Source organism: Natronosalvus caseinilyticus (assembly GCF_017357105.1).
GTDB classification, from domain to species: Archaea; Halobacteriota; Halobacteria; order Halobacteriales; family Natrialbaceae; genus Natronosalvus; species Natronosalvus caseinilyticus.
This window is the reverse complement of the sequence record NZ_CP071596.1, coordinates 2,807,120-2,822,660: the sequence shown is the minus strand read 5'-3', so window position 1 is coordinate 2,822,660 and position 15,541 is coordinate 2,807,120. Positions and strand designations below refer to the sequence as shown.

The following is a 15,541-nucleotide window of genomic DNA, read 5'->3' as shown; positions in this document are numbered from 1 at the left end:
CACTGCGTCTGATGTTCGGGACGCCATCGATGGCGAACCACCCACTGAACGGACAGTTCGGAACACTCTCGATGCGATGGAAACCCTGGATCTACTCGAGAGCGAAGGCGGAACTGGAAGTGCTCCACGCCAATACTATCCTCAAAATCCTGGCCCACCCAAAATGTCCTCGGGCTATACCCCTCGGGAAAGTACCCAATCAGGTACGTTTCCGTATCCCGGCGCGAAGGGAGGGCTCTCCGATTGGATTGTCGATACGATGCCGGCCCACGATACGTATATCGAGGTATTTGGTGGTGCAGCAGGCGTCATGTACAATAAACCCCGATCGAAGTACGAGATCTACAACGACCACAACGAGGATCTGACGCAATTCTTTACAGTCCTCCGAGACCGACCTGACGAACTATCTGAGTGGCTCGAGTCAGTCCCCTATTCACGAGCGCAGTACGAGCAATGGGTAGCAGAATTTTATAACGGGGTGCGTCCAGACGATCCCATCGCACGTGCAGGCCGGTTCTTCTCACTTCGCTACATGCAGTTTCTCGGCATCGCGTCGTCACCAAATGGTTTCAAAACACGCGCACGCCGGTCACCCGCACGTACGTTCGACAATGCTCGAAAAAGAATCCACTCGCTTGCTCGCCGGTTCGATCAAGTCACCATCGAGAGTCAGGACTTCCAAGCAATCCTCGAGAAATACGATGATTCCGCTGTAGATGTCCTCTACTACGCTGACCCCCCTTATGTTGGTGGAGAAGACCAATACAATGGGGAATTCGACCATGACGTCTTTGTCGACTGTCTCCGTGATATCGAGAATGACTGGATGGTTTCGTGTTCTACGATTCCCGATGGACTTTCGGAATTCACCATTGTAGAGCAGCAGAGTCGCCATCGAATGACGCGAAGTTCAGACGAGGTCAGCGAGAGAATCGTTTGCAATTTCGACCCTGAAGAGCGATCAGCATTCGCCAACGGCAACAGTAACTGACCGCTATTCAATCTCCCTTTGGTCTTCCTGCACCACTATCCTTGTTTGCCGAAAGGAGTTGAAAAGAGAGACTTGAGTTGGTCTACAACTCACATCTCTCGTTTCACCGAGCGTTGTCTCTCATTTACTCAAAGAGACGGGTGAGGCGAACCTACCTCCCCGGACGGTAGCAGGGTAACATTTGAGTCGGTGGGCTGCATACACCTGTATGCAGATGTCTAAAAGTATCAGGCTTTCCGAGGAAGCCTACGAGCGGTTGGAGGCCCACAAGAAGGAGGAAGAGACGTTCACCGACGTGGTTCTCCGACTCGCCGGCGAGCGCTCCCTCCTCGAACTAGCCGGGATCTTCACCGACGAGGAGACCGCGGCCCTAGAAGAGGCGATCGAGGAGCGACGAGAACGGCGCCGCGGCGAGTTAGAAGACGTCGCCGACGAGATGCAGGGTGCATAGAGTGTTGCTGGACACGTCTTTTCTCATCGACCTGATGAACGGCGACGAAGACGCCATTGAGAAGGCTCGCGAGCTGGAGACGAACCTCATCCAGCAGCGGCTGTCCTCAATGACGCTGTTCGAGCTCTACTACGGGATCGAGCGATCGAATCAGTCCAAAGCGGAGCGAGAAAAGGTGGAGAACGTTCTCTCCTCGAAGCCAGTCCATCCAGCCGACACAGCAGTCATGCGGAAGGCCGGGCGACTGTCAGGGCAACTTGTGAACGAGGGCAACACCGTCGACGATGGTGACGTCATTATTGGTGCGACTGCCGATGTCGTCGATGAACCCGTGCTCACTCGGAACGTCGACGACTTCGACCGCCTCGGCGTCGACGTCGAAACCTACTAACTCTCAAAACTACCGAACTGCCCGTAACGTTACGGCCCTCCGTTTTGGAGGGCCATCTTTTCCGCTCGAACCGGGGGAAAGGACGTCGAGATCACCGCCGCTCACCTGGTGGAATCGATGCCCGTCTCCTCGGTTTTTATACCAAATTCCATACATTATTCCCCCGATGAGAGTCGGCCCCCCTTTTTTCTCTGTATAGTACCCATTACCTTGGTTCCATTTTGCCTATCATGCATCGCCGTTGAAGGAATATATTCGCTCTCTCGATGGTTTACAGCGAATATATTGCTTCGATGCCGTTATACGAGAATCGGTAACAAAAGTAGCGGGCCGGGTAGTGCCCTATCTGGGCATTAGAGTCGAAATACGGGGAATATGTATTTTGTTTCGCGGGTTGCTCTAGTGTCAGAACAACATCGATTACGAATGTAGCGACGAATCTCCCGAGAACGACGCTGAAACAGTCGTATCTGGAAGGATAACACCTCGAAACCCCCCTCACTTTGGTAGTGGCGAGAATCGGCTAATGACGAGAAGATACTGATACTAAACTATGCTGTCATATGCGCTAGGGAAGGTGGCAACTCTCAGTCGCCATTGACGAAGCACAGTCGCCGACTCACAGTTCGCCGAGGTCACTCTCAGTCGGCGGTGTCCTATGACTGCTGCTGGACGTGGCGGATGGTCTCGATCAACTCTACCACCGCGTTTGTTGGGCGCACGAGGCCGGCGGCGGGGTTCCACTCAACCACGCCGTGTTTCTTCCAGAACCGGCGGGTGCGACTGGTAGACCTCAGTATACACCGGTTTATAGCCGGCTGCGGACTCGCCGTCCGGCCCGGTGCCGTTCTCCTCGGTGGCGAGTCGGTCGGCCAGCTCGTTACGGTGAACCTCGTCGGCCTCGTGTTCGTCTAGAACGACCAGCAGCTGCCGCCGACGGCGCGCTGCGAGGATACGATAGACTTCCTCTGCTGCAAGGGACTGGTCGTTGGGAACGGTGCTGTTGCTTCGAAGAAAGAGTCGTAGGCCAATCAGAGGGCCACGAACGAAGCCGAGACGCCGCCGTTCTCCCCAGTTATATGCTTCTCAGACCGGTATGCAGCCATCTTCGGCCTCCATAATCCGCCCTTATCGCTGACGACGTACTCAAGGGCGTCCTCGTTCTCGTCCATCGCGACGCCACGTTGCTCGAGCAGCTCCACCATGCGGCGAGCGTCGGCGAGCATACCTTCGGCGTCTGGTCTGGACACTACCACCGCCAGTCGGAGGCTCACCGACGTCTGTAGCGGCCTCCTCGTCAGCTGTGTGCTTGCCGTCCAGCGCGGTGTTGCCGCCGCCGTTGGCGGGCTCTGTGTGACTGACGCCCTGTCCGATGGATTCGAACTCGGTGTCCTCCTGGACGGGGAGTTAAGTATGCCATCGGACTCAGAGATGTCGACGTTCGTGAGCCTGTAGTGGTCTCCGTCCTTGAGGGAAACGTCGCCGCCACTCGACTCCCAGACCACGAAGTGCAACTCGACAGTCTCGTCGGCAGCGGTCGCCTTAACACGGCTGCGCAAATGTGGAGAAACAGCTCAAAAACTGCACGTCTCGAGGGTAAGGTCTCTTCGGCTGACTTCACCTGCATCATTAGCTCGTTTCATGATTGCTTCCACTGTCCTTTGGAGACCGCTTGATTCCCCAGCCATCCCGTTAGAGACGATTTCATCGAATGCTTCGATAAGGAGCGCGGCGTTGACCTCCAGGTCGAACGTGTTTTGATAGCCCGACTTCTGGGTAGGCGTGAGACTGATGAGGTTTTGCTGTTCAAGAGCTTTGAGCCGGTCGCTGAACCGGTTGTATGACCGTGCAGAATGACCATGTCTTGTTGCGATGGTTTCGTATGCTTCAAAGAGGTCGGAAGTTGGTACTTTATTCGACGAACTCGACGGATCGATACTTTTGATGGCAACGGAGAGTAAGGCCAGTCGCTCTTGGGTCGTAAGGCCTTTCAGAGAATTTTTCACGTCGTCTTTGTCTATCTGGGTGTCGGCTTCACGGACATGCTCAACTGAGACATTGTCAGCATTTTCATCATCCGCAATTTCACCCGATTTCTCCAAGAGTTTGAGGGCTTGCCGGGCACTGCCGCTGTCTCGAGCGGTGATGGCCGAGCAGAGTGGAATGACGTCATCGTTGAGGACACCATCTACGAATGCTTCTTCTTTGCGGGCACCCAGGATAGCTTCGAGTTCGGTAGCTTTGTATGGGCTAAATTCAATGAATTCCTCGCAGAGACTGTCTTTGACGGTTGGTGAGAAATTTTTGATGCAGCCTGGGTCGTTAGTGATCCCGATGAGTCCGACGTCGGTGTCCATCGGAAGATCTCCGTTTGTGGTTGCACGTGAGATTTTATAGAGGATCTCGTCTTCACCTAGACCGTCGAGTTCGTCAAGGACGATGATGTTGGTATCTCCGGAGCTTTCGAGTTCGTCGAACATTTTCTCGTATAGTTCGCCTTGGCTATAGCCGCTCCCGATTTTGTCGTAGCCGGACGGATTTCGGATTTCCCGGAGGGAGTTCGTGATTTCTCGGGTGGTATCGTAGCTGCTTTTGTCGTTGTGGGAGTCAGAACAGTTGACGTAGACAGTAGTGACGTTGATGCCCTTTTCGGCGCAATCCTCGGTAAGGGTCTCCAGGATGGATTTTGTTAGCGAGGTTTTGCCGGTGCCGTTCTTGCCGCGCAGAACGATGTTTTTGGGTGGTGAGCCTCGGTATACGCTTTTGAGGGCACTGACGAGTTCTTGTTCTTGAGTTTCGCGTGCAAGGAATTCGTCTGGTGTGTATGAGTCGTGGCGGAGTACTCGATCATTGTCGAAGATTCCGTTTGATTCGAATATAGACATGGTTGGAGAGGGTCTTGTTTGTGCCTGCGTACTTCCGTTGGTTGGTTGGTTGCATAAGTGTTTGGGTGAATGTGGGTAGTGTGGTGAGTGACCCTATTTACTTATATACCCGGAGACACCGCACAGTGAGTGCATCGTAAGAAAACGGTGGGGGGTAGAGTTGGAGACATTTTATTAGTTGGTTGTATTTGAGAAAGGTTTATTAGTGTATGAATCATAGGCTTCCGTAGTAGACCCAAGGGTAAATTGAGAGAGTACTGTGTACTCCGAGATAGACCCCGCGCGACCCCCACCCCTTCTCTACTGGCTCCGCACTCACCGTACGGTGTGTCGGGGGTATATACGAGATACTGAAAAACAGCCTGCACATACCGCACCAACCGCACTTACCGCGGTGGTGATTGCGGTATTGTCGCAGTCATTTCTGAGGTCTACTGCTGTTTGGTGCGGTCTTGTTCTGTAACTGTAGGTGCGCGCCAGCGTTTTATCGGGTCGAGATCGACAACGCCCAGCTGGTATTGATATGGATGAAGACGTTTTCTCTGGGGCAACTGAAGGCAACCATTATACGTGTTGCACCAGATGTTGTGCATAAGCAACACCTGGAGGAGTGAAGACGGGCGTCATACTCCGGGTATTGCACCGGAGAAACCATGAGCAACAACCCTCTATCCGCCGCCCCAGAAAACTCTGACATACAGGAATGGGCATGTCCGTACTGCGAGCAGACCCGCCAATTCCTCCCGGAAATTCGAGATCACATTACCGAGTCAACGGAAGGAGAACACCGAGGGGTTGACGGCTTGAAGCCCACCCGGGATATCGTTGCGTACGGTACTGATGGTGAGGAGGTCGAACGTATCGAAGGAGTGCCGACCGAACCTGCCGACCCACTAGAATCCTATTCAAAGCAGGAAATCATCATCAATAGTTGGTTAGCTGCCGACCGAGACCCGGATCGAAAAGCGGTCGAAGCAATTTCAGGCTCCACCCAGCAATACGTTTCCAAACTGCTGAACGACCTTGAGTCCGGAGAAATACCACGCGAGACCTACATCGAAGTGCTGGACTACGGCCTCAAGAACGAGTTGGAAGAACGACTCGAAGAATACGACCCAGAAGACACGGAGAACACATCCATGAGTGCACAAACAACGGCAACACCAGAAGACATCATCGACAACTCGACGAAGAAAGAACGAATCATCGCAGCGCACAGAGTCAGTCCCTCGGCGGAGAAAAACGCGGTTGCAGACGCGCTAGGTGTCAGCTACGAGTACGTCAGGCAAATTTTCAACGATATCGAGGATAGAGAACCTGACGAGTGGCAGAAGCTGCGTGAGGGAGATCTCGAGGAAGATCCAGATCCTGAGCTGAAGGACGCTGTTGAACAGCGTTTGCGTGAGGCGGGCGCGCTAGCCGGCGAGCGCGAGGAACGGAGTGAGGCCGCGTCGCGTGAGGCAGTGTCTTCGGCGCAGGTAGAAGGGATGGTTCCCGCTTCGGAGATCGCGGACGTGCGCGACAAGATCGAACTGCTTCTCGAACAGGCCGAATACACTGGTGATGAAGATGCGGAGTTCGTGGCCAGAAAAGGTCTCCAGTGGATAGACGATCTTCTCGAGCAAGCCGAGTAGCGAGTTACTCGTTGTCGATTGCTGTAATCCAGGCCTCAGCTGTTTCGTCGATTTTCTGTTTTGCTTCGTTCACAGGAACCGTTATTTTGATTACTGCTTCAGATTCTTCATGGTCAGGCTCTGTACTCGGGAATTCGTAGACGTGAATATCGACAGTATCGTGGCTGGAGCCCTTCCAGAATACCTCCATTTGTGCAAGCTGACCATTTCTTGTGCAGTCGTAGACAGTCACCCAACCATGTTCTGTTGAGGCCAACGGGTCAGTGTACATTTTCGACCAATTGTCAGGTACTGCTGGTGGTTCTATCATAGATTTCTGTACGCTGATATGGATGTAGGCGTCGTATAGTCTCCCGTGTTGTGCCTCCGGTTGTACGCTCGCTGAGTCGGCCCAACGCTAGTCCATAGTTTTAATATAGATGGTTGTTTTGAGCTAGTTGGAGCAACCAACGAGGTTGCAGAGACTGCCCGGAAGCGACCGTAACGCCCGCTGTGGCGGTTGCTCTGGCAAACGCGACACAACGAGTAACAACCATATATGAACGAGACGATCTGCTGCTCTCGCCCGCCCGCCTGCGGAGGTATCGACCTATGAGTACTGATGCATCGACTGCGCACGCGAACGCGCCCGAACACGAAGACCCCTCGAACGACGAAATCGAAGGGCTCTCCGCCCCTATGCACCGCAATGACGACGGTGACGCGCTGGCGCTCTCAATCGTGCTCTCTCCCGACCAGATCGCCGCCCTCGACATTGGCGATTCTGTGGACACCGTTCGGCCAGTCGTTCGGAACGGATCGATCCACATCGAACCCGCCTGACGTGGTACAATAGCGGAATTATAATGTGCGTCATCCTGATTGATTGACCATGGGAAAACAGGCGTCCACCTATCCGCCCGAGGAACAACGCGAACGGTGGAAGAAACGAGCGGACGAACTGGACATGTCAATGTCAGAGTTTCTGGCATCGATGACTGAAGCTGGCATTAAGAAGTTCGAGAGAGACGTTGAACCCGATTTTACGAAAGCAGAGCTGCGCGAGCAACGCGCCGACCTGCTGGAGGAACTGAATCAGTCGCGCGAGCGTATTCAAAAGCTTGAGCAGCAAGTGTACCGTGGGGAGCGCCAGGCCATTCTTGATTTCATCGAGGATAACCCGGCTGCGGAATACCACGAAATCTTGTCGCGTATTCAACAAACTGCCGGGAAGCGTCTCACCGATCACCTGGACTTCCTCACCATCGAAGGAGAAATAGAGTCGAACACCTCGGAGCAGTACTTTGTCGTCGAAGACAACGACGACGATGGTGGGGTTGAGTAGATGGAGGCCGACTACGACCCGGACTCGAACTACCATTCTGGGTCGATCCCGGTGCAGGAAGCGAAGGCAGAACTCGGCGTGTTCAAACGCACAGTTGACGTGCCGACCAGGTATCGACTCGACAACTTCGCATCCGGCCTCGATCCCGACACTGTGTGGGATGCGTTCGTTGAATCAAGAGACAAGAATTGGAGCGAGCACACGCTGAAGTACCGGTATGAGTCGCCGTGGAACAAGTGGTGCGCGTTCGCACGCGAGCGCGGTGTGAATTCGGTTACGCCCACGGCAGAAGACCTCGAGGACTGGTTCAGTGTGACGATTGAGGATTCGAAATCCGTTCAGACCGCCCACGACATTCACTTCAGAGTGCTGATTGCGGTGTTCTCGTGGGTGACTGAGCACACCGACTATCCACACCGATACAACCCGGTTCTGCAAGCGGTGTTGCTTGAAGGAGCTACGGAGGAACTGTGGGCGGAACGTGTGTTCCGTCGAGACAAATATTGGACAGAGGATGCTGAATGACTGATAATAAAGATCGACTTGACAAACTCGAAGCGGGGAAGAACGCCTACGGTGAGGTATCGGGGAATCCGAAAGACCGGCTTGCTGAAGTTGAGCCGGAATTTTTGGCCGTTGATGAAGACCCGTTTGATCTGTTCATGCTCGAAGACCGGCATCAGGAGATCACTGACGCGACCTATAATCAGTGGACGAGAACCTTCGACCAGTGGCGTAACTTCATGGAAGCCCAGGGACGCCATCCGGCGTGCCCGTCAAGCGTGCACGTTTCGAAGTTCGTTAGATTCCAAACCGAGGAATTGGAGAACAGCGAGGGAGACGTGAAGAGCAAGCTCTTCCGGGTGAATGCTGCATATGAGTGGATGCAGGAAGACGGGCAAATCCCAGCACCGACAGATTACAATCCGTACAAGAAGTGGTTGAAGAAGGGTCGGTTATCGACAGACAGTGAACGCTCGTATCCGAGAATCTCGTTGGATGAGCTTCGAGAGAGGGTCAATGACATCACAAACATTCGGGAACGGGCTCTCACCGTCACGCATTTGAAACTCGGGTGTCGCTCGAGTGAGCTTGCGAACATTAACCTGGCCGACATCAGCATCGAGCACGATGAACTGCGTGAGCACTACACTGAGATGGGAACGCACCCGAAAATCGAGCAGTACGAGAATGTAGTGTATATCCCGTCTGAGCGGGATGGGAACAAGCGTGAGGTAGATACGATATTGCCGCTTGACGAAGAGACTCGGCAGGCGATCGTGGATTGGTTGTTGATTCGTCCGGATAATTCGAAGGATGCGTTGTTCTTCACGGACAAAGGGAAACGTCCCGCGCACAACGACATCGCGCACTTTTGGAAGAAGTACTGGTGGCCGGAGTACAAGTTCGGTGAGGATGAGTACTACGATTCAATCACGCCGCATTGGTGTCGACACCACTTCACGTCGTGGTGGAGTACCCAAGGTATCCCGAGGGTGCAACGGAAGTATATGCGTGGTGACCGGACTGACGAGTACAATCGCCGGCGGTCAGCGATGGACGCCTATATGCACGAGTACTTCGAGAACATCGAACCCGTGTATCGGGAGGGTATTTTCCAGCTGCGGTTGGACAAGGTGTAGTCGAGACTGGGCGTCGGTCGAGCGGTCTCTTTCTATTCGTGTGTCTTGTGTTGGAAGAAGTGCTGCTAGTTAGTGCTGATTTTGCTTATAAAGACTCGGCGTGTTCGCGTTAGTTATCGTCCCACTGTGTGTCGTTTTCGTCCCGAATATGGTAATTTTGCTCTATCTTGTTCAGCTCTATCAGAAGCCGAAAGATTGCCTTAACGAGGTTCGCATCGACGTCGAATCGATCCGCGTTCTCGCCCGCTCGCTCCATCACTCGAGCCTCCTGCGTTTCGTCCGTCGTGGGTAAGTCCTCGGCGGCTTTCACCTTCGCAATGGTGTCTGCGACGTAGGTTCGGCGCGCGATCAGTTCGACGAGGTCCTGGTCGATCTCCTGGATCTCCTCGCGTAGTTCCTCGAGGTCCATCTCCTCGGGCGCCCGTCCTTCGTCGTTCGGTTCGTCGGTCGTGGTCTCTGAATCGTTCGTCATAACGTTGTGGCTCCCTCGGTCCGCGTTCGAACCAATCGCGTCGTCCCCGGTCTGTCTCGCCACCGCCCACACACCGTCTCGAGTGCGTCTCGATTACCAACGGCCACGTAACTCGGGCCCGTCCCGGAGAGCGAGACGCCTGCAGCGTCCGGAAGCGCCTCGAGCATCGGTTTGGTCGCACACTCGAGGGCGCCACAGAAGGCGAAGCCGTTGACGGTCATCGCTTCGGCGTAGCGTCCGTCGAGGGCGAGTTCGGCGACGAGGTCGGCCATCGAGTCGATCCGTTTGCAGGCGTCTACGTCGGCGTCGGCGCTGAACGACTGTTCCGGTGGGGTGTAGATGGCGGCGTGCCGTGCGAAGTCCGATCGGTCGTGCTCGAGCAACCGGTCCTCCGTGTTGTCGGTGATCGTGACGCCCCCGAGCATGCTCGCGCTCGCGTCGTCGAGCGCGCCGGTGACGGTGACGCCCGCGTCCCTGGCGGCCTCGACGCCGACCAGGCAGGCCTCGAGTCGGTCCACGTCGTCGGCGAGTCCGGAGCCGAGGGCGTCGAGCGTCGCGAGTACGGACGCGTTGGCGGCGGCGCTCGAGCTCTTGAGCCCCGAGGCGAGGGGGACGTCGCTTTTGGTCGCGACCGTTCCGCCCTGGATCGAGTCCTCGAAGCCAGCGTCGTCGCGGTAGTGCTCGAGCGTGCGCTCGACGCAGCGTTCGATCAGCGTGGTGTCGGCGTCGGGAGCGTTCTCGACCGTCCCGGAGACGCCTTCCGAACCGTCGAGTTCGACCGTCGCGGTCGTCTCGAGGTCGATCGCGAACGCGGCGCCCGTGCCGGTCGCCAGAGCGTTGAGTATCGTGCCAGCAGCGGGTGCGGTCGCCCGACCGTCCATACGGTGTCTCTCTTGTACGGGCTATTTACGGCTGATGGTCGGTGCGGTTCTGGCCGCATTCGCCGAGTCGCCGGTATCGGTCGGTATCAGTACCATCGTGCGTCACCAGTAGCAGCGCCATCGCACCACCCTCGAGGGCCACGGGCAGTCCGTGGTGCTTTTGCCGCCCGCCCCCAAGAGGTGCGTATGAGCACGCGAAGCAACGTCGCCCCGAGCACGCTGCCGGTCGAACTGGTCGACGGCGGCGTCGTCGTTCGCTACCTCGACGGACGGGAGACGTTCTACAACGGCGTTCCGGAACCGAAGGCGGGAAGCGTTCGGTCCCCGCCGGGAAAGGAGGTCCACGTCCTGGTCACCGATCCCGACGGCGTCGAGGGCGTGATGACCTACGTCAACGATCGAAATACCCACGAGGACATCCTCGAGGCGACGGGCGTCGGGCGAGTCATGCTCGAGGCGACGGACGAGGAGGAGTTGTTTCCCGGAGTTACCGTAACGACCGAGGGGTACTCCGTTCGCGTCGAGGCGGATCACGCTGTCGTCGACGGCCGGGTGTTCGTCTTCGCCGAGGACGAGATGAGCGAGCACGCGTACGAACTGGTCGAGGGTGAGGGAGGAGACGAGCGGGACCAGGAAGAGGTGCGAGACGAACGGGACAAACGGGACGAACGAGACAGGTCCGAGTGATGCCGCTTCAAAAACAGTGGCGACCCCTCGAGCGTTCGACCGTCGCGCAGGCGCCGGATCGTCCGGGGGTTTACGAACTCGGCGATGCAGACGGTGAGGTCCGAACGATCGACTCGGGCGTCCTCCGGGACGAACTCAAGACGGCGCTCGCCTACGAGAGCGCCGACCGGGTGCGCTGGGAGGCGACGCACACGCTCGAGGAAGCCGAGAACCGAGCCGTCGAGCACCGTGCTCGAGCGGGTCTCGAGGAGTAGGCGACGGCGTCGCTGCTGGCCGAGGGTGACTCGTGCCAGACTCACTGGATGTACGACGGGCCTTCGGCGTCGCAGTGTCGTTCGTGTTCCTCGGCATCGTCTTGAAGATCGAACAACAGGCCGCACTCCTCGCACTCGTACCAGGTGGCGTCGTCGCGCTGGGTTGTGACCACCATACCACACCATGGCACGCGAAGGGGGAAAACCGTTACTCCGGCAGTGGGTCACGGACGGCGAGCAATTCTAGAATTCTAGCGCTCTTCGTTCGAGCGGCCGGCCCGATCCGCCGCGGTCTCGAATCCGAGTTCGGACTGCTCGAGCGACCGGCGACCCTCGCGTTCGGCGAGCGCCTCCGGATCGGGGGCGACGTCGTCGGTGATCCGCGCCCACGAGTTGTGCACCTTCGCGTGACACCACCGACAGAGATAGATCGTGATCTCGTGACCGACGGTCTCGCCGTCACGAGCGTAGGACAGGTGGTGTTCCTCGAGTAGTGGGCGCTCGCCGGAGATGGCCGACTCCTGGGGAAGCTGGCCGAGTCGGCGTTCCTCGAGCCCGCAGCGAGCGCACTCGCGTTCAGTCGTCCGGGACCGGAAGTGGGGGCATGCGGCCCAGGGTGAGGGTTCATTTGCGTTACTCTCGTCGCTTCCGTTGCTCCCGTCGCTCGCGTCCGACGCCGACTCGCTCGCACCGTGACATCCGTTACAGTCGCCTTCCGCGTCGACGACCACGCACGCGTAGTCGGCCTCGGCTCGCTCGCGGGCGAACTCGGGGTCGTGCTGGTAGTGATCGAAGGCGTATCGGCACTTCCCGTCGCTGGTGAGGTGATCGCAGACGCCGGCGAACGCGTAGGGGTCGTCGACGCCGACCGACGTTCCCCGTGGCGTCTTCTCCATACCACTGTGTACGCTCGAGCGAAGTTGAATCTGTGGTCTGTGCCCGCTCGGTGCCGATACGCCTTTTACCCTGCCGCCGCCACTCGAGGCCGTGCCAGTCGTGTACGACCCAGACGGTGCGGCGCGGACGCTTGCGACGACCGTCGACACCGCCGACTCCCTCCTCCAGCAGACTCGCGGGTTGATGTTTCGTCGGTCGCTCCCCGACGACTACGCGCTCGCCTTTCAGTTCGAGCGGGCGAAAACCCGCGACATCCACATGCTGTTCGTGTTCGTTCCGCTCGACGTACTCTGGGTCGAAGATGGCGTCGTCCAGCGGGTGGAAACCCTCCGACCCTGGCGAGGATTCGCCAGAGGTCGGGCCGACCTCATCCTCGAGTTGCCGGCGGGTGCCGCCGACGGCGTCGAACCTGGTGAGCGGCTCGTTCTCGAGGGCGATTCCCGACGAAACTGATCCGCCATCGTGTCAGCCCGCCTGTGACGCGTGGCAGGTAGTGCCGTGACCGGCGCCTTTAACCATCGACGGGGCCACGGCTGAGATACAATGACACGAGACTCGTTCTCACCGTCAGAGGATAGAGGAAGTCGGGGCGACCCGGCTGGCCGCGAAATTCGTCGATAACGCCTTTTCCACCGATTCTATGACTCGCCCACCCACCCCGCTTACGGATACGTCCGTCGAACTGCTGGATACGACCCTCCGAGACGGCGAACAGGCGCCCGGCGTCTCGCTCTCGCCAGACGAAAAAGTCGAGATCGCCCGCGCCCTCGAGCGCGCCGGCGTCGCCGTCATCGAGGCCGGGAGCGCGTGTACTGGTGCAGGCGAGCGCAAAGCCATCTCCCGCGTGACCGACCTCGACCTCGAGGCTCGCGTGACGAGCTTCTGCCGCGGCGTCAGGAACGACGTCGACCTCGCCCTGGACTGTGACGTCGACGGCGTCCACCTCGTCGTCCCCGCGAGCGACCGCCACGTCGAGGGGAAAGTCGGCAGCACCCGCGAGGACGTCCTCGAGACGACCGCAGACCTGGTCGGCTACGCCGCGGATCACGGCCTCTGGGTCGAGGTGATCGGCGAGGACGGCTCGCGGGCCGACCTGGACTACCTCGAGACCCTGATGGAAGCCGCCCTCGAGGCCGGCGCCGACCGGACCTGCTTCGCCGACACGGTCGGCCACACGGGCCCGGAGCGAACGGCGGAGGCGGTCTCCCGGCTGGCCGAACTCGGGCCAGTCAGCGCCCACACGCACGATGACCTCGGCCTCGGCGTGACGAACGCCCTCGCCGCCGTCTCCGCGGGGGCCGACCTGGTCCACTGCACGGTCAACGGACTGGGCGAACGCGCCGGGAACGTCGCCCTCGAAGAGGTTGCCATCTCGCTCGAGCACGTCTACGGCGTCGAGACGGTCGAACTCGAGGAACTCTACGACCTCGCCCAGCGCGTCGCCAGGGCGACGGGCGTCGAACTGGCGCCGAACAAGGCCGTCGTCGGGCAGAACGCGTTCACCCACGAGAGCGGCATCCACACCGACGGCACCCTGAAGGACGACAGGATGTACGAGCCCTACCCGCCCGAGACGGTCGGGCGGGAGCGACGACTCGCGCTCGGCAAGCACACCGGCCGGGCCGGCGTCAGGGCCGCGCTCGAGGAACACGGCGTCGACGCGACCGACGAACAGGTCGGGACGATCGCTACTCGAGTCACCGAACTCGGCGACCGCGGGCGGCGGGTGACCGACGCCGACCTCCTCACGATCGCCGAGGACGTCACCGGCGCCGACCGCGACCGGACGGTCGAACTGCTCGACCTGAACGCGACCAGCGGCGGCGAGGTGCCCACGGCGAGCGTTCGCCTCTCGGTCGCCGGCGAGGAACGAATTGCTTCGGGGACTGGCTCAGGCCCCGTCGACGCCGCCGTCTCCGCCGTTCGCGAAGCGATCGGGTCCGCTGCGGACGCCGACCTCGAGGCCTACCACGTCGACGCCGTCACCGGCGGTACGGACGCGGTCGTCACCGTCGAGGTCACGATGGCTCGAGACGACCGCAGCGTGACGGTCGCCAGGAGCGAGGCCGACATCACCCGCGCGAGCGTCGAGGCGATGGTCGACGCGCTCGACCGGTTGCTCGAGGACGAGGACGAACGGCAGGTAGTGGCGTCGGCGGACGACTGATCGTTCGCTGCAGAACGAAGGGGACGCCGAGTGACTCGAGTACGAACTCAGTAGATCCGATCCAGGTCAGACTGCTCGTAGCTGTGTTCTTCCGCGGGGAACGCCCCGCCCTCGACGGCGTCGACGTAGCCCTCGGCGGCCGACTCCATCTCCTCGCGGACGTTTCCGAACTGCTTCGAGAACGAGGGACTCCACTCGCTGATCCCCACCGCGTCGTGGAACACGAGCACCTGTCCGTCACAATCTGGCCCCGCACCGATCCCGATCGTCGGGATGTCGATTGCCTCCGTGACCTGCGACGCGACGTTCGAGGGAACGTGCTCGAGGACGAGCGAGAACGCGCCAGCGTCCTCGTGGGCCTGGGCCAGGTCGACGATTGCTCGGGCGGACTCCTCGTCGGTTCCCTGGCGGGGGAAGCCACCGTACTGGTTGACGTGCTGGGGGGTCAGCCCGAGGTGGGCCATCACCGGGATGCCGAGCTGGACCATCTTCTCGGTGAGGTCGACGGTGTGTGGGCCCGACTCGAGTTTGACCGCTTCGGCGCCCTCCTCTTTGAGCATGCGTCCGGCGTTTTCGAGGCTCTCTTTCTCGTCGACGCCGAAGGAGAGAAACGGCATGTCGGCGACGACGAGGGCGTCCTCGGTTGCCCGGGAGACAGCGCCGACGTGGCTGGCCATCTGATCGACGCTCACCGGGAGCGTCGTCTCGTACCCGAGGGTCGTGTTGCCGACGCTGTCGCCGACGAGAATCACGTCGACGCCGGCTCGATCGACGATGCGGGCGGTGGGCGCGTCGTAGGCAGTGAGCATCGTGATCGGTTCCGTTCCGGCCTTCTCGCGAACGTCACGAACCGTTGGCATA

General features: G+C 58.9%; 21 protein-coding genes. 12 read left to right on the top strand and 9 right to left on the bottom strand.

Going from position 1 to position 15,541, the window contains the following annotated elements; translation table 11 throughout:
* Positions 1–76 precede the first annotated feature (76 nt).
* The 3 genes from J1N60_RS13475 (at position 77) to J1N60_RS13465 (ending at position 1,836) form a co-directional block, all read left to right on the top strand.
* Positions 77–994, top strand: a complete 918-nt coding sequence (locus J1N60_RS13475; protein WP_312908191.1) for a DNA adenine methylase — start codon at positions 77–79, stop codon at positions 992–994.
* A 214-nt stretch (positions 995–1,208) separates the two neighbouring features.
* Entirely contained in the window at positions 1,209–1,445 is a 237-nt protein-coding gene (locus J1N60_RS13470; protein ID WP_312908189.1) for an antitoxin VapB family protein, read from the top strand.
* Positions 1,446–1,479: 34 nt separating this feature from the next.
* Complete coding sequence (locus tag J1N60_RS13465) at positions 1,480–1,836, top strand: type II toxin-antitoxin system VapC family toxin (RefSeq protein WP_312908187.1); 357 nt, start codon at positions 1,480–1,482, stop codon at positions 1,834–1,836.
* Positions 1,837–2,580: 744 nt separating this feature from the next.
* Here the strand turns inward: J1N60_RS13465 and J1N60_RS20660 are convergent.
* From J1N60_RS20660 to J1N60_RS13450, 3 genes are all read right to left on the bottom strand, one after another.
* Complete coding sequence (locus tag J1N60_RS20660; RefSeq protein ID WP_425499354.1) at positions 2,581–2,760, bottom strand: DUF7344 domain-containing protein; 180 nt, start codon at positions 2,758–2,760, stop codon at positions 2,581–2,583.
* 107 nt (positions 2,761–2,867) lie between these two features.
* Positions 2,868–3,341 (bottom strand): hypothetical protein, encoded by a 474-nt coding sequence (locus J1N60_RS13455; protein WP_312908184.1) that lies wholly within the window; start codon positions 3,339–3,341, stop codon positions 2,868–2,870.
* Between the two features lie 69 nt (positions 3,342–3,410).
* Positions 3,411–4,721 (bottom strand): Cdc6/Cdc18 family protein, encoded by a 1,311-nt coding sequence (locus tag J1N60_RS13450; RefSeq protein ID WP_312908183.1) that lies wholly within the window; start codon positions 4,719–4,721, stop codon positions 3,411–3,413.
* Positions 4,722–5,374: 653 nt separating this feature from the next.
* Here J1N60_RS13450 and J1N60_RS13445 point away from each other — a divergent pair.
* Positions 5,375–6,355, top strand: coding sequence for a thioredoxin domain-containing protein (locus J1N60_RS13445; RefSeq protein WP_312908181.1), 981 nt, complete (start codon positions 5,375–5,377; stop codon positions 6,353–6,355).
* Positions 6,356–6,359: 4 nt separating this feature from the next.
* On the opposite strand, the gene J1N60_RS13440 is transcribed toward J1N60_RS13445, so the two are convergent.
* Positions 6,360–6,665, bottom strand: coding sequence for a hypothetical protein (locus J1N60_RS13440; RefSeq protein WP_312908180.1), 306 nt, complete (start codon positions 6,663–6,665; stop codon positions 6,360–6,362).
* Between the two features lie 281 nt (positions 6,666–6,946).
* Between J1N60_RS13440 and J1N60_RS13435 the strand changes: the two genes are divergently transcribed.
* Genes J1N60_RS13435 through J1N60_RS13420 form a run of 4 tightly spaced genes read left to right on the top strand, consistent with a single transcriptional unit; the run spans position 6,947 to position 9,322 of the window.
* The gene (locus J1N60_RS13435; protein WP_312908178.1) at positions 6,947–7,177 is read left to right on the top strand and encodes a hypothetical protein; all 231 of its coding nucleotides are present in this window, start codon (positions 6,947–6,949) and stop codon (positions 7,175–7,177) included.
* Between the two features lie 49 nt (positions 7,178–7,226).
* Positions 7,227–7,679, top strand: a complete 453-nt coding sequence (locus tag J1N60_RS13430; protein ID WP_312908176.1) for a hypothetical protein — start codon at positions 7,227–7,229, stop codon at positions 7,677–7,679.
* Positions 7,680–8,204, top strand: coding sequence for a hypothetical protein (locus J1N60_RS13425; protein WP_312908174.1), 525 nt, complete (start codon positions 7,680–7,682; stop codon positions 8,202–8,204).
* Positions 8,201–9,322 carry a tyrosine-type recombinase/integrase gene (locus J1N60_RS13420; RefSeq protein WP_312908172.1) on the top strand — a complete coding sequence of 374 codons (1,122 nt, stop codon included), beginning with the start codon at positions 8,201–8,203 and terminating at the stop codon, positions 9,320–9,322. Before J1N60_RS13425 ends, J1N60_RS13420 begins: the two co-directional genes overlap by 4 nt.
* A gap of 109 nt (positions 9,323–9,431) precedes the next feature.
* Here J1N60_RS13420 and J1N60_RS13415 read toward each other — a convergent pair whose 3' ends face one another.
* A complete protein-coding gene (locus J1N60_RS13415; protein WP_312908170.1) occupies positions 9,432–9,794 on the bottom strand; it encodes a chorismate mutase in 363 nt (120 codons plus the stop codon).
* On the bottom strand, positions 9,791–10,675 hold the full coding sequence (locus J1N60_RS13410; protein ID WP_312908168.1) for a shikimate kinase: 885 nt from the start codon (positions 10,673–10,675) through the stop codon (positions 9,791–9,793). The genes J1N60_RS13415 and J1N60_RS13410 overlap by 4 nt, the downstream gene beginning before the upstream one ends.
* A gap of 186 nt (positions 10,676–10,861) precedes the next feature.
* On the opposite strand from J1N60_RS13410, the gene J1N60_RS13405 reads away from it, so the two are divergent.
* On the top strand, positions 10,862–11,362 hold the full coding sequence (locus J1N60_RS13405) for a DUF5796 family protein (protein WP_312908166.1): 501 nt from the start codon (positions 10,862–10,864) through the stop codon (positions 11,360–11,362).
* Entirely contained in the window at positions 11,362–11,616 is a 255-nt protein-coding gene (locus J1N60_RS13400; RefSeq protein WP_312908164.1) for a DUF7508 domain-containing protein, read from the top strand. The genes J1N60_RS13405 and J1N60_RS13400 overlap by 1 nt, the downstream gene beginning before the upstream one ends.
* 41 nt (positions 11,617–11,657) lie before the next feature.
* Here the strand turns inward: J1N60_RS13400 and J1N60_RS13395 are convergent, their stop codons facing one another.
* Positions 11,658–11,792 (bottom strand): DUF7128 family protein, encoded by a 135-nt coding sequence (locus J1N60_RS13395; protein ID WP_312908162.1) that lies wholly within the window; start codon positions 11,790–11,792, stop codon positions 11,658–11,660.
* A gap of 75 nt (positions 11,793–11,867) precedes the next feature.
* Complete coding sequence (locus J1N60_RS13390; RefSeq protein WP_312908160.1) at positions 11,868–12,512, bottom strand: DUF7097 family protein; 645 nt, start codon at positions 12,510–12,512, stop codon at positions 11,868–11,870.
* Positions 12,513–12,603: 91 nt separating this feature from the next.
* Here J1N60_RS13390 and J1N60_RS13385 point away from each other — a divergent pair, with 91 nt between their 5' ends.
* Positions 12,604–12,966 carry a DUF192 domain-containing protein gene (locus J1N60_RS13385; protein ID WP_312908159.1) on the top strand — a complete coding sequence of 121 codons (363 nt, stop codon included), beginning with the start codon at positions 12,604–12,606 and terminating at the stop codon, positions 12,964–12,966.
* 187 nt (positions 12,967–13,153) lie between these two features.
* Entirely contained in the window at positions 13,154–14,680 is a 1,527-nt protein-coding gene (locus tag J1N60_RS13380; protein WP_312908157.1) for a (R)-citramalate synthase, read from the top strand.
* A gap of 47 nt (positions 14,681–14,727) precedes the next feature.
* Here the strand turns inward: J1N60_RS13380 and panB are convergent, their stop codons facing one another.
* Complete coding sequence (gene panB / locus J1N60_RS13375) at positions 14,728–15,540, bottom strand: 3-methyl-2-oxobutanoate hydroxymethyltransferase (RefSeq protein ID WP_312908155.1); 813 nt, start codon at positions 15,538–15,540, stop codon at positions 14,728–14,730.
* Between the last annotated feature and the right edge of the window lies 1 nt (position 15,541).

Coding starts and splice junctions, on each gene's coding strand:
- J1N60_RS13415 (WP_312908170.1), bottom strand. CDS start 9,794: ATGACGAACGATTCAGAGACCACGACCGACGAACCGAACGACGAAGGA.
- J1N60_RS13435 (WP_312908178.1), top strand. CDS start 6,947: ATGAGTACTGATGCATCGACTGCGCACGCGAACGCGCCCGAACACGAA.
- J1N60_RS13430 (WP_312908176.1), top strand. CDS start 7,227: ATGGGAAAACAGGCGTCCACCTATCCGCCCGAGGAACAACGCGAACGG.
- J1N60_RS13405 (WP_312908166.1), top strand. CDS start 10,862: ATGAGCACGCGAAGCAACGTCGCCCCGAGCACGCTGCCGGTCGAACTG.
- J1N60_RS13450 (WP_312908183.1), bottom strand. CDS start 4,721: ATGTCTATATTCGAATCAAACGGAATCTTCGACAATGATCGAGTACTC.
- J1N60_RS13395 (WP_312908162.1), bottom strand. CDS start 11,792: ATGGTGGTCACAACCCAGCGCGACGACGCCACCTGGTACGAGTGCGAG.
- J1N60_RS13380 (WP_312908157.1), top strand. CDS start 13,154: ATGACTCGCCCACCCACCCCGCTTACGGATACGTCCGTCGAACTGCTG.
- J1N60_RS13465 (WP_312908187.1), top strand. CDS start 1,480: ATGAACGGCGACGAAGACGCCATTGAGAAGGCTCGCGAGCTGGAGACG.
- J1N60_RS13440 (WP_312908180.1), bottom strand. CDS start 6,665: ATGATAGAACCACCAGCAGTACCTGACAATTGGTCGAAAATGTACACT.
- J1N60_RS13390 (WP_312908160.1), bottom strand. CDS start 12,512: ATGGAGAAGACGCCACGGGGAACGTCGGTCGGCGTCGACGACCCCTAC.
- panB (WP_312908155.1), bottom strand. CDS start 15,540: ATGCCAACGGTTCGTGACGTTCGCGAGAAGGCCGGAACGGAACCGATC.
- J1N60_RS13470 (WP_312908189.1), top strand. CDS start 1,209: ATGTCTAAAAGTATCAGGCTTTCCGAGGAAGCCTACGAGCGGTTGGAG.
- J1N60_RS13445 (WP_312908181.1), top strand. CDS start 5,375: ATGAGCAACAACCCTCTATCCGCCGCCCCAGAAAACTCTGACATACAG.
- J1N60_RS13425 (WP_312908174.1), top strand. CDS start 7,680: ATGGAGGCCGACTACGACCCGGACTCGAACTACCATTCTGGGTCGATC.
- J1N60_RS13410 (WP_312908168.1), bottom strand. CDS start 10,675: ATGGACGGTCGGGCGACCGCACCCGCTGCTGGCACGATACTCAACGCT.
- J1N60_RS13400 (WP_312908164.1), top strand. CDS start 11,362: ATGCCGCTTCAAAAACAGTGGCGACCCCTCGAGCGTTCGACCGTCGCG.
- J1N60_RS13420 (WP_312908172.1), top strand. CDS start 8,201: ATGACTGATAATAAAGATCGACTTGACAAACTCGAAGCGGGGAAGAAC.
- J1N60_RS13475 (WP_312908191.1), top strand. CDS start 77: ATGGAAACCCTGGATCTACTCGAGAGCGAAGGCGGAACTGGAAGTGCT.